Here is a 12,578-nt window from a genome sequence, read left to right on the forward strand (position 1 = left end):
TGCTGGGATCATAGACCACCTCCTTATTAACTGTAATTATATACAGTATTGCAACAGTTTACAAAAACATAGCCTTATCAAAAGGAAATTTTATGTTTAATAAACTCAGCTTTACCGTTGGTATTTTATTACTCACCGGTTGCGGTGGCAGTAGTTCCCCTACGGCCCAATCTTCTTCATCACCAGATCCCGTTCAATTTGCAAGCCTCAGAGCTACCGTTCAATCACAGTTGACCAGCAGTAACGCTCCAGCTGAGTCAGTTGCGATAATGAAAGAAGGTGAAGTAGTGTTTGCTGAAGCTTATGGCAAAAAAACGCATAACGGTGGTGAAGATGTGGATAGCGAAACTTTGTTTCAATTAGGCTCTACTACCAAAATGTTTACCGCTGTTGCTACCTTGCAATTGGTCAACGAAAATGTGCTGACATTAGACCAATCTTTACCCAGCGCCTTGCCTGTTTTGGCACTCTCAGCAGAACACGCAGCTTGGTCTGATATTTCAATTCAGCATATGTTGACGCATCAAGGGGGATTTACAGATTATGTGGATTGGGCACCTGAAACAAGTTTGATGGTTCATGCGCTGAATAACTATCCCAATGAGGGTGGACAAATGAATCCAGCCGGTAAGTTTTTTAATTATAGCAACCCTTATTGGTCGTACCTAGGTGCTATTCTCGAGTATCAAAGTGGTATGCCATATGAACAAGCCATGAAAGAAAAAGTCTTTGTTCCTTTGGGTATGGCGCGAACAACAATGACCTACCAAGATGTCAAAGATGATGGGAACTATGCCTTGGGTGTTGGCCAAGCCGTGATTAATAATGAAGCTATTACATTAAAAGCTGACACTCTCGAGCAAATTTCACAACCGACTTTTGGTAAACCAGCCGGCGGTTATACATGGTCTACCGCAAGCGAGTTGGTCAAAATGGGCGATTTCTTGATTAATGGTAACGCCGATGTGCTTCCTACTGCTTTACAACACCAGATAACTAGCGCACAAGTGAGTTTGCAAATGGGCTTGAACGTCGATTATGGCTATGGTTTGTTTCTTCGTGATGGCATAGATGTGAATAATGCGTATTACCCAATGGAAGTATGGGAACACGGTGGGAATACCCTAGCGTACACCAACATGTTGTATGTTTTTCCAGAGCAGAACGTTACCATTGCTATTATGAGTAGTGGTCAATCAACAGATTTTTTTACCAGTATGCTTGCCGCTTTTCGAGCCGTTGCTGATTTACCTGCCTCAACCTCAAGGTCTGTAATGCCGGTTGCAACAGAGTTATTTGCAAGACATGTCGGTGATTATCAAACGGATGACGTACACGTCGAAGTTACTGAGTCCTCAGGTGCTTTGATAGTTAACTTGCCTGAGTTTAATGCGGCTCAAATCAGTTATGAGCCTGAACTACAACCTATTGCAGCATCAGCATTTTTAATCACCCTTGACACAGAGCAAGTTGACATAACCTTTATCCCAGATGAAGAGGATGGTGTGTCGATGTATATCCGAAACCGTGAATTTGTGGCTATTCGCACTGATAGTAGTGTTACGGCCTTCAAAAAAACAAGTCAACTGTCTAAAAAGCAACGTATGCCAAAGTTGAATTAATACATGGGAACTCTTCTCGACTTCGCCAAAGCGGAGTCGAGATAGAAGGAACACAAGTACAAATAAGTGGGATTATTCAAACAGCTAAGCGAATACTTTGTTTATTTACTGGATTCAATTGGATTTCAGTTTAAAGTTGGAGAGTGCTTTTTGCCTATTACTACAATGGGGCCCCATTAAGCTTGTTCAGGTTTTATAGATGTATTCTTGGTAAATAATATTACCACTGTTAATGTCTATTTTAATAATGTGTAGCTTGTATTTACAGTGTGACTATGCTAAAAAAAATACTCGAGTATAAACATTAGGAATTCACATGGACCGTTTATTATTGCTTACTTTGGTATTTTTTCTCGGAACCGTTCCGAGTAAAGCTATTTCTGCAAATTACTCTCCGGCGACCTATATCTTGCAGGTCTCCAGCAATTTAGGTTGCGAAACCCTAGACATTGAGCTTATTTCACAAGCAGATGATACCCGTCAACACATCAGATATGGCTCAAGCGCCTTTGCCGCAGTTGAGATGCCTTCAGGTACTTATACTTTTGGTGATGTAATCTGCATAAACAAAGAAGATGCAAAAGTACATAATCTGCTTAGCGATAAGATTGCACCTATCCATCTTAATGCTGGGCAAGCCTATTATGGTGGCCGCATCATTTTTGAAGAGGTGGTTTCCGTGGATGCAAACGGTTCACCTGACGTTTTTAACAATTGTCCTCGAGTTATGAGCCGTGCGCGGGGCCAGAGTAGCAATCAATGCAGTGATGGTGTGGGTGTAGATACATCTGCTCCAACCTCTAAGCAGATCAATGTTTATCGTCCTGATGTTACGGACCAGGATATAGCAGTTGTGCGCTCCGCGTTGTCTGCGACAAAAGAACAACTGCTCTATCTGCCGTTAAAACTATAAGCAAACCAAGCCCCAGCAAAAAGTGAACTGTATAATCCTACCCACACGATTTAGTCAGCGTGTGGGTAGTGCGCTTTACTAACCTTTATTTACTTCATTCTATTTTTAATTCTCATATATCTGCTTTTTCAAAATTTATTCTCAATAAACCTTGTCCCATCAACAAATATAGCAATAATCGGCCTAGGTTTTATTGGTTGAGTTTTTATAGTGCAATTATTAGCAGTAGAGTGTTTGGGTAAGACGCTTAAGTTGGAAGGTTCCATGGCTGGGTGGCAGCAGTTGTTTTGGGGGGATGATTGCGTTTCGCAAATTAATGCCAGTGGCGACAGTGAACATTTTTGCCATCAATTTTCACTGCAAAGTGAACAGGGCGATCTTCAAGTTGAGCTAAATGGCTCTTTGCAATGGCAGCCTTTTGAGCTGCAATTCAAACTTTTAGTGAATGATGAACTGGTAGATGAAAATAAGCTTAGCGAAAAAGACATAGAACAAAGGCACGTCATTCAAGGCCAAAAGCAACCGATGAAATTTAGTTTTATGGGTATGGCGGGTCTGGGTTTAAAACTGTTTAAAAGTGCCAAGGTAATTAAAGTGTTGTTTGCTGCTGGCAGTTTAGCGGCTTATAGCTGGTTGTTTTCAATCGAGTTTGCCATTGCCCTGATACTTTGTCTGGTGTTTCATGAATATGGTCATATCAGGGCGATGAAGTACTTTGGCTTAAAAACCAAAGGTATTTATCTTATTCCTTTTGTCGGCGGTTTGGCCCTCAGCGACGATAAAATTAATACCCGCTGGCAAGATGTTGTGATTTCAATTATGGGGCCATTTTTTGGCTTGATATTGTCACTTGTTTGTTTAGTGGGGTATTGGCTTACAGACATAGAAATACTCGCCGGTTTAGCAGTATTTAATGCGTTGCTGAATTTATTTAATATGTTACCTGTATTGCCTTTAGATGGTGGCCACATATTAAAAAGTATCGCTTTTTCGATTAACTCTCGTGTAGGTATTGTCGCTTGTATTTTAGGCGCCGCGTTAGGTGTTTATGTGAGTTATCACTTTGGATTGGCTTTGTTAGGGTTTTTACTGGCCATTGGCAGCGTTGAAATATTCTTTGAATATAAACGCAGACACTTAAGTGATTTACTGCCCCTTAATCGTTATGCGCAAATCGTTTCTATATTATGGTACGTCAGCACTATAGGTGGCTTAAGCGCCATTATTTGGTTTATGGGACAGACAGACAATGGTGCTTTGTCATTACCACTTAAAATATTGAGTAGTTAACCAGAAAATTGTAATTACGCTCATGGTTACAATGGCTGTCTCTATTATAATCTGTAAAATACTGTGTTTAGTAAAGTGATAACCGAAAATGAGTTTTGGTCAAAAAGGAGTGAGTCGATAAGTACCTTGAATTATTGAGAAAAAGTAATAATACTCAATAAGTCTTTAACTACTATTCAGTTAACTATTTAGGATTAAGTCGAGGAGGACTGTGCAATTGACTAGAGTCATCTATTTTGGCCTCACATTTTTGCTTGTCTTTTTTTCAAATTCTTCAATTTCTGATGAGTCTATAAAAACCAATACACTTCCTCGCATCACCTTTTATACCGAGTATTACCCTCCCGCTAACTATATGGAAAATGACAAACTGGTCGGAATTTCTGTTGATTCTTTAAGATTGATGTGGGCAGATCTTGGTATTGGCGAGCAAGATGTTTTACTAGTTCCTTGGGCTCGTGGATACCAAAATGTACTGAAACAATCTAGTACAGCACTATTTACTATGTCTAGAACACCTGCTCGTGAACATCTATTTAAGTGGGTTGGTCCGATTTTTAAATCTGTTCATGTGTTGATGGCAAAAAAAACCGCTAATCTAAAGTTTAAGAATTTAGGTGAGGTATTGAGTTACCGAGTGGCAACTATTCAAGGCGATGTTTCTGAAATTTCTTTACAACAGATAGGCTTTCCAGAATTGAATATGGCCAAAGTAACAGATCTTGAACGTGCTTTTTTAATGATGCAATTAGGTAGAGTCGATATGCTGATGGTATCTGTACATGGCTTTGAACATTTAACCAAGCTATTAAATGTAGATCCTTCAAAATACGAGCAGGTGTGGCAAGTAAATGAAATTGGCAATTACATAGCGTTTAATCTTGAAACATCTGACAAAGTGATTGAACGTTATCAAAAAGCGTTTGAAAATGTGGCAGAGCAACGTACTCTTATTAAACAAAAATACTATTTACCAATAATTGAATATTGATCCAATCCTATTATTTAGGCTAAAACTAGGTATTAAATATACTTGGCAACTTAGCATCTAAAATACCTTGTAGTAGCCTTTCCAGTAGTGAATATCATCTCACCACTGGAATAGTCCGATTGTCGTTACGTGTTATGAATTAGCCCTTCAAACCTCAGCTTTTAAAGAATCAGTCAGAAACAATAAATCTGTTCCTTGGGATAGTTCAAAATTCATAAACGCTATCACCGCATGCACAAGAACAAGCATTTCTTGATAATCTACTGGGTGGTTTTGTATGTGCTGTTTAGCTTGTTTGTAGCCTAACTCTTTATACACGGCTAACAAGGTAACGCTATTTTCTTCCGGCGTAATGACGCGCACTTTAGGCGTGTATCCCAAAGCTCGGATGATGTCTTCTGAGAGTTTCCAAACCGACCAAGGGTTTTGGCCTGTGAGAACTTGTCCATCTTGGATAACTTGCTCAAGGTATAGGTCACCCGCTTTAAAATTAGAGCCTTGTTCCGACAGTTTATCTTGTAGAAGGAAAGGAAAAACAGTTTCTGCATCTGGGATTAAAAACAGCTCTTCTTCATTGGTAAAAGCGCTCATGTTTTTGTTGGCGGCAAACCACTGGCCATTATCGAGTTTTACGTTGACTAAAGCCGCTGGACCATGACATACAGCTGAAACAATTTTGCCATTCTGATAAAGGTATTTAACGATGTTTTTTATTGCTGCATTATCAGGAAAGTCAAACATGGCCCCTTTGCCGCCTACAAAGTAAACGGCTTCATAATCTGCTGGATTAATATCATCGATAAGTAAGGTGTTAGTGACTTTAGCTTGTGCCTCAGGATCATTTAGAAAGGCATAGTCGTATTCCCGCATATCGTCGTCATCAAGCACAATGGGCGGGGTACCGCCTTTAGTGCTGGCAATATCCACTTCAAAACCATTGGTTTGAAATACCCAATAGGCTCTGGCCAATTCGGTAAGTTCGTACCCTGTATTTTTGCCTGATGTGCCCATTTTATCTACGCTGGTGACAACCGCTAATATTTTGCCTCTGTTTTCTAAAACGGGGTGCTGTAAGTAAGGTACGTCTTGTTTTTGGCTGGCCTTTACAATGGCCATTTCAGCGCTGCTTGGGATAAATCCTTTTAACCAATTGATAGAGAGTCCACCTAAAGCAACAAGTAATATCACTATAGTTACTGTGGTTATCAGTATTTTCTTTAACATGTCTTTTCTCCATTGTTTTAGACATGTTAATTTTTAACAGGTGAAACCTGAGTGAAATTCAGCAACAAATTAAAAATAAATGCTAAAAGAAAAAGTCTCGGTGTTTTGATTTAGCTCATATCGCCAGCCAAAACTTTCAATTATCCGTGTGACTAAATATAAACCTTGGCCTATGCCAAGACTGTTTTGGCTTTTTACTCCCGACACAATGATATCTTCTGGCGGAAGTTCGTTGATGCTGTTTTCGAATACAAGGGAATGACCTTTTTGGCGTACAGTGAGTTGGTGTGACTGAGCGTGTTGCATTGCATTGGCAATCAAGTTATTCACCAAAAGGTTCAACAGTGCAGGGTTGGCTATTAACGCAAATTGAGGATCTACATCAAGCGTGACCTCTAGTTCATTTGTTTCATCCTTACAAAGATTCAAAATGGCCTGTTCGAGCACTATTTTTAGGTTACAGCTTTGTTTTTCAATTGATTCAGAGCGGGCTAAGGCCAGTAAAACCGATACCGTATTTTCCATATGTAATGCGACGTTTTTCATTTCAGTTAAATCACTTTGTTTGTAACCCCGTTGTTCAATTAATGCCGTGTGATTTTTTAGAATGGTCAGCGGTGTGCGTAATTCATGGCCTACATCAGTAGTGAAGTTCTTCTCCCGTTCTAATGCTTGTTCTAAGTCATTAAATGCTTTTTGAAAGGTGCGTGATAGATAGTCGAGTTCGTGTTTAAAAGTAGGTAGGTCGCTACACTGCTTGCCTATTTGACCTGATTTTATGACTTGAGTGAGTAAAATTATTGGGTTTACAATTTGTTTGGAGAATTGTTTTGCCAAATATATTGCTAGAAGTAAGGCCAAGGCCAAGCCTGCAAGGTAGATCATAAATATGCTTGGGTTCTGACTTACCACCAATAAATCTGACACTTCAGCCACTAGATAACCTTTGTGCTCTTTGCCTAAGTCTAAGGTTTTAAAATGATAATGGGTTTTATCTGGGGTGAATATTTCTTGATCACCAGAAGAGTGTTTAATACTTTCATACAACTCATGGGGCATGGCAGAAGGGCTGTCGTAGAGCTGAATAAAACCAAGATCTAAGTCAGGAAGCTGACCGGTTATTTTATATTGTTGCTCTGCAAACTGAGTATGTTTTTGCAATAATTTGCTTAAGATAACGTCTTCAACCACAAAACCAGTAAGCACGGCTAAGCCTAAATAAAGCGCGGTAAGGCCTAGAGTTAGTGATACCAGCAAGACCAATGATTGATGTTTAATACTCGACATTATTTTCATCTTAGCACTCCAACCTATAACCCACATTCATAACCGTTTTAAGTTTTGGTGCACTTGGGTGTATTTCCAATGCTTTTCTTAAGGCATAAATGTGGGATTTAAGTGCGTCACTTTCAGGGGGCGAATCAGCCCATATTTTATGTATGATTAGCGAGCGGGGAATAGGCTCAGGATAGGTTTTGGCCAACAAGGTTAATATACTGAATCCTATGCTGGTTAACGCACATTCTTGGCCATCAATCAGCGCGCTTTTTGTTGATAATACTAGCTCTAATTTACCAACAGTGATGTGAGTCGATTGATGTAAGTCAGAGCGCCTTGCTAATGCTTGGCAGCGTAATGCCAACTCTCGTAAATCATAGGGCTTAGTTAAATAATCATCTGCACCTTGTTTAAACCCAGCGGCTTTATCAGCGAAACTATCTCTGGCGGTTAACATTAAAATTGGCGGGATAACTTGTGCCTGTGACTTAATAGTAGCGCACACCTCAAGCCCATCCATGTCGAGTAAGTTGAGGTCGAGCAAAATCACATCAAAAATATTCTCACACGCCAGCTGTATGCCAAGCTTGGCATTATCGGCATAGTCAATGTGCCAATTGTGGGCTGATAAAAATTCAGTCACTTGCTGAGCGATAACCCAGTTATCTTCAATTAATAGAATATTCAAAATAGACTTACTTAAAACAATACAGACTCTTAGCATACGTTAGCCGAAGTGAAGGCCAAGTGAAATTTACTGAGTAATGTTACAAAGCATAAATTTCGTCTATACCCAAACCACGATTCAATTAAAAATTCTGGTAGGATACTGCAAATTTTTTTGCATTTACATTTACCTTTATGTCGTTAGCTCTACTTCAAAACTGCCACGTTCTCTTTGGCGATCATTTTCACCTAAATATCGATTCACTTGTTATTAAACCTCTGCAACATACTGTTGTATTGGGTCCAAATGGTAGTGGCAAATCTGCATTGGCGGCTTGTATTGCCGGGCAGGGGGAGCGGTTAGACGGGCAATGCCAAGTTAATTGCCAACTAGCTTGGGTGTCGGTCGAGCAACAACAAGCGTTAATAGAAGCTGAAAAACAAAAAGACTGTGCTGATATTCTGGATATCATTCCGGTTCCTACAACAGTGCAAGAGATTTTGCTTGAGGGCTTAACCCTATCTGAACTTGATCAAACCCTAGTCAAACGTGTGACAGATGTTTTTTCTCTGGCAGATATGTTGCACAGGCCATTTCGCGCCTTGTCTACCGGTGAAACCCGAAAGTTACTGATAGCAAAAGCACTATTAAGCCAAGCTGAAATACTTGTTTTAGATGAGCCATGGGATGGCTTAGATACTCAAGCCTGCGATGATTTCAATGCGTTACTGTTAGAAATATCTACTCAAACAACCTTAGTGTTGGTGCTCAATCGATTAAGTGAAGTGCCCAGATTTTGCCAACAGTTAGTGTTGATGCAGACAGGTAGTATTCAGTGGCAAACACACATTACTGATGATTTAGCTGAACAACTGACCCATATCAGCCAACTACGACATATGCAGCAACAAGATTTAGCTTTGCCCGCAAAAGACAGTGACAGCTTCGCCCCACATCCATTAGATGCTAATGCACCCTTGGTAAAACTGACCAATGTAAAAGTGAATTACGCTGATAATATCGTTTTTAGTGGCTTAAACTGGACCATTGAGCCTCAGCAGCATTGGCAAGTCACTGGGCCAAATGGCTCTGGCAAAACCTGTTTGTTGAATTTGATCACAGGTGATCACCCCCAGTGTTACGTGAATGATATTTTCGTGTTTGGTTATCAGCGGGGCAGTGGCGAAAGTATTTGGCAAATCAAACAATACATTGGTTATTTATCAAATGCTTTTCATCTAGATTATCGAGTGAATTGTTCATTATTACATGTGGTGTTATCCGGCTTTTACGACAGCATCGGTATGTACCAACAAGCCACTAAAAACCAAATCGCTTTGGCAGAGCAGTGGTTGGCGCTTATGGCGCTAGATCAACAAAGTGCCAGACCTTTTCAAAAATTGTCATTTGGTGACCAACGTTTAGTGTTACTTGCCCGCGCCATGGTCAAACATCCAGCCTTATTGATTTTAGACGAGCCTTGCAACGGTTTAGACGATATCAATCGGCTAAAAGTGTTAGCCCTGATTGATATACTTGCTAGGGAAGGCAGCACTACCTTGCTTTACGTTAATCATCATAAAGAAGACGCTATTCCCAGCATTCAACAGCATTTGTCGATGACAGATTTTAACGGGTAACTGATTTAGCTACGAAAAATATAACCACTCAATTAAAAATCAAAACTAGTGGAATACCGCCGGTATAAATTTTACTCTGACTGTGGCTAGCAATATCTCGTAAGTTGTAGGGGATTAAGTTACTCTTTATAACACTACTAAAATATTCTTCAGAGTATGGGGTGTGCATATGGACGGCAGTAATAACTTAGATCACGCGACTAAATGGATTGAATTACTTTCAGAATATGGTCCTTACGCTTTATTTGTTTTCTTTGCTCTGGTGTTATGGACAGTCGCTAAAAGAAATATGGACAAAGCGGAAACAGACGAAGATCGTGTTTATCATCGCAGAAACCATAAAATAATCTTGTATGGCGTGTTTGTTCTGGCTGCAGTTTTAGTCGTTGTTTGGAGTACAGACCGTTTTTATGTCGAGCCTAATGCGCCAACGACTATTGTTAAAGGCCAATTTTCCGGGCTGAATACTCAACTTCCACTTGATCAATCACATCCTAGTCGTGTGCATCATAAAATTATGCTAGATCAGGAGGGGAAGTTTTACTCCAAAATAGACAAAAATTTGAGCGAGCAATATAGGCACAATTGGGTTTTGTTGAATGAAAAGTCCGAAAACAATTTCTTTTTTGTATTTCAGCAAGTTTACGAAGAAATCAAGCCACAAAGAATGACTGATGGCTTAGGCATTAATCAATCAAAAGTAGATCGTAGAGAATTGCGCAAAAGGTTTGCACTGTCCTTAACCGATCAAGAAATTCAAAATGAAACGCCTTACCGTTTACTTTATATTCCTAACGAAAGTGACCCAACGGGCCAGATAGGTTCGATAAAACGTCAACTGCAAAATGCCGGGAATTTAACAGAGATTCCTTGGTTGACTAACAATCACAGCTATCCAAAAAATGATTCATTTGAAATTGATTTTTCAATTTTCCCTAAGGCCTATGCTGCTACAAATAACAGTATTTTCGAAGGGCAGGACACCGATTATATTATTGCTAGATTGAACAACATGCTGTCCAGTGAAAATCTGAAAGATCAACTCGACGCACAACGGATCTTACTCAATAACCACAAGGATGTTTTGTTTTACCTTGAGCAAGTATTAAATCCAACGGAGCAAACAGAAAATGATCTTGGGTTTAATTATTGGTTTGCTGTTGAAAGTTTGATTGAAAATAGTGAAGCGTCGGGCGATAAAGTGGCCGCTTCACTCAAAATTCGCTTAGCAGATGAATTGCTCAATGCAGGTGCTTACGAAAATGCCTCAAATTTATTGAAAAAAGTTAAAGTAACCAATTCGCTAGATCCTTCAACAGATAGCCTTGGTAATCCTTTTAAGTCAGTTCAGCTTAATAGACTTAAAGCACAACAAGATGACAACTGGATAACAGTCCCTTATCTTCGATATGAAAGGCTGCGAGTGGCGTATTACATGTCGCCAATGGTGTTTTATGGTGATGGTTGTATTAGGGCAACCTACAAAGGAGGGCGGCACGCCACAGAGGAAAAACGGCCAAGGTATAGTATAAGCCTATGGCGCGACGATAAACGTCAAGGTTATGAATTTTATCTTTCTAAAGATGTAGCCGGTAGTAATAAAACCGAATTTACGATTTACAAAAGATTTTCAGCAGAAGGCAGTCGCCCCGTTACCAAAATAAATGGGCGGTGGCAGGATGACGATATTATCAACAACTTTTCCAGGGAAGAAAATCAATTAAGTATTTGTCGTAAAGCGCAAAAATTACATTTTTTAATCAATGATAAAGAGGTCTTTACCACCCAAGAGCCCGAAATTGAACGTCACCGATTTTTTGGTATGAATGTCGCCATCGGAACACAAGTATTTGTCAAAGATTTTGGGATTTGCTTATTAAACGATTGTTTAGAAAAATGATTTGAAATACCTTGGATGTATAATGCACTACTTAATGTGGGGAGTTATACACATTGCTAAGCGGCGCAAAATAGGGAGGAACAAGCTCTGCCAGTTGTTAAGTATCCTTTTAAGTAACTTCTTATACGTATTTGGAGTAGGTAAATCATTTTTTAACCAACTTATGGCCAAGATACGCCATGGGCATATATGCAACAATTAAGTCCAATGCATTAAACCAAAGTGGGGAAGGTAGATTGAAAACCATTGTGGTGCCTCCAGCAAAAAATGCGACGCCAATAAGAAGTGCTATTTTCAATTTGTGAGTGGTTGCAACTTTTGTAGCAAAAATTGCACCCGCTAACGTTCCAAATGAATGAGCGAGGAAAGGAAAAAGAAAATGCTTTGTCTCGAATAGTTGCATCGCATTAGCCAGTCCTTCCATAGATGAAACATCAACCCCTTCTGGTGGTGGAATTAACTCAGAACCAATTGATATTAGCCCCATGTTTACTGCACTGCCTAAAACAAGCCCACCAAGTATGGCAATAGAATTTAAAGCAATAGCCTTCATAATATTCTCTCCATTTGAAAAGCATAACGCTTCGTTAAAGGGCGAACTCAGTTTGCTGGCGTTTTCGTTAAACGGCTTATTATGCCTTCGTCACGTATTCGATTTTTACCTGTTTGTGTCTTGGAGCTATATATTTCAAATGTAAAATCCCTGAGGAACTAAATATAAAACAAAAAGCAACGCTCGATGACAACTCTTCATTTATAAGCGCACGGATAAAACCCATTATAGATATAGAAAATATGATGATAGAAAGACTTAATGACCAATCCGAGGCTCGCTTACTTTTTCTATAAAAGGTCTTACAATTTGGACACCCAAGCTTTCGATTTGAATCCTTATGGTCTTCACAATAAGCGCTCGCATCGTCAAATTCAGCTTCACACTTTAAACATTTATACATCCTACGCTCCTTGAAAGGCATAACGCTTTAGTGTTTGTACGGCGTGCTTTTGCCGTATAAACCTGTGTTGAACGGGTTGTATACCGCGTCTCTAATT

10 protein-coding genes are annotated in these 12,578 nt (G+C 39.6%); 6 read left to right on the forward strand and 4 right to left on the reverse strand.

What is annotated here, in order from left to right; all coding sequences use genetic code 11:
* The first annotated feature begins 92 nt into the window (after window positions 1–92).
* The 4 genes from QZ488_RS19080 to QZ488_RS19095 all read left to right on the forward strand — a co-directional run bounded on the left by QZ488_RS19080 (window position 93) and on the right by QZ488_RS19095 (window position 4,816).
* Complete coding sequence (locus QZ488_RS19080; RefSeq protein ID WP_293751722.1) at window positions 93–1,622, forward strand: serine hydrolase domain-containing protein; 1,530 nt, start codon at window positions 93–95, stop codon at window positions 1,620–1,622.
* Between the two features lie 316 nt (window positions 1,623–1,938).
* Window positions 1,939–2,535, forward strand: a complete 597-nt coding sequence (locus tag QZ488_RS19085; protein WP_293751724.1) for a hypothetical protein — start codon at window positions 1,939–1,941, stop codon at window positions 2,533–2,535.
* Between the two features lie 210 nt (window positions 2,536–2,745).
* The gene (locus tag QZ488_RS19090) at window positions 2,746–3,825 is read left to right on the forward strand and encodes a site-2 protease family protein (protein ID WP_293751726.1); all 1,080 of its coding nucleotides are present in this window, start codon (window positions 2,746–2,748) and stop codon (window positions 3,823–3,825) included.
* A 211-nt stretch (window positions 3,826–4,036) separates the two neighbouring features.
* Window positions 4,037–4,816, forward strand: a complete 780-nt coding sequence (locus tag QZ488_RS19095; protein WP_293751728.1) for a transporter substrate-binding domain-containing protein — start codon at window positions 4,037–4,039, stop codon at window positions 4,814–4,816.
* Between the two features lie 147 nt (window positions 4,817–4,963).
* Here the strand turns inward: QZ488_RS19095 and QZ488_RS19100 are convergent, their stop codons facing one another.
* The 3 genes from QZ488_RS19100 to QZ488_RS19110 form a co-directional block, all read right to left on the reverse strand.
* Window positions 4,964–6,040, reverse strand: coding sequence for a type 1 glutamine amidotransferase domain-containing protein (locus tag QZ488_RS19100; RefSeq protein WP_293751730.1), 1,077 nt, complete (start codon window positions 6,038–6,040; stop codon window positions 4,964–4,966).
* A gap of 69 nt (window positions 6,041–6,109) precedes the next feature.
* Entirely contained in the window at window positions 6,110–7,336 is a 1,227-nt protein-coding gene (locus QZ488_RS19105) for a HAMP domain-containing sensor histidine kinase (RefSeq protein ID WP_293751732.1), read from the reverse strand.
* A gap of 1 nt (window position 7,337) precedes the next feature.
* On the reverse strand, window positions 7,338–8,006 hold the full coding sequence (locus QZ488_RS19110; RefSeq protein ID WP_293751734.1) for a response regulator transcription factor: 669 nt from the start codon (window positions 8,004–8,006) through the stop codon (window positions 7,338–7,340).
* 173 nt (window positions 8,007–8,179) lie between these two features.
* On the opposite strand from QZ488_RS19110, the gene modF reads away from it, so the two are divergent.
* Both modF and QZ488_RS19120 read left to right on the forward strand, forming a co-directional pair.
* Window positions 8,180–9,625: a molybdate ABC transporter ATP-binding protein ModF gene (modF, locus tag QZ488_RS19115; RefSeq protein ID WP_293751736.1), complete on the forward strand. Its 1,446-nt coding sequence runs from the start codon at window positions 8,180–8,182 to the stop codon at window positions 9,623–9,625.
* A gap of 169 nt (window positions 9,626–9,794) precedes the next feature.
* On the forward strand, window positions 9,795–11,525 hold the full coding sequence (locus QZ488_RS19120) for a hypothetical protein (protein ID WP_293751738.1): 1,731 nt from the start codon (window positions 9,795–9,797) through the stop codon (window positions 11,523–11,525).
* 145 nt (window positions 11,526–11,670) lie between these two features.
* Here QZ488_RS19120 and QZ488_RS19125 read toward each other — a convergent pair whose 3' ends face one another.
* Window positions 11,671–12,078, reverse strand: a complete 408-nt coding sequence (locus QZ488_RS19125; RefSeq protein ID WP_293751740.1) for a hypothetical protein — start codon at window positions 12,076–12,078, stop codon at window positions 11,671–11,673.
* Window positions 12,079–12,578 lie beyond the last annotated feature (500 nt).

It is taken from the genome of uncultured Paraglaciecola sp., from assembly GCF_913020055.1.
Classification (GTDB): Bacteria; Pseudomonadota; Gammaproteobacteria; order Enterobacterales; family Alteromonadaceae; genus Paraglaciecola.

What these genes read in the sequence shown, in the direction of transcription:
- QZ488_RS19120 (WP_293751738.1), top strand. Translation starts at nt 9,795, where the DNA reads ATGGACGGCAGTAATAACTTAGATCACGCGACTAAATGGATTGAATTA.
- QZ488_RS19080 (WP_293751722.1), top strand. Translation starts at nt 93, where the DNA reads ATGTTTAATAAACTCAGCTTTACCGTTGGTATTTTATTACTCACCGGT.
- QZ488_RS19085 (WP_293751724.1), top strand. Translation starts at nt 1,939, where the DNA reads ATGGACCGTTTATTATTGCTTACTTTGGTATTTTTTCTCGGAACCGTT.
- QZ488_RS19125 (WP_293751740.1), bottom strand. Translation starts at nt 12,078, where the DNA reads ATGAAGGCTATTGCTTTAAATTCTATTGCCATACTTGGTGGGCTTGTT.
- QZ488_RS19105 (WP_293751732.1), bottom strand. Translation starts at nt 7,336, where the DNA reads ATGAAAATAATGTCGAGTATTAAACATCAATCATTGGTCTTGCTGGTA.
- QZ488_RS19100 (WP_293751730.1), bottom strand. Translation starts at nt 6,040, where the DNA reads ATGTTAAAGAAAATACTGATAACCACAGTAACTATAGTGATATTACTT.
- modF (WP_293751736.1), top strand. Translation starts at nt 8,180, where the DNA reads ATGTCGTTAGCTCTACTTCAAAACTGCCACGTTCTCTTTGGCGATCAT.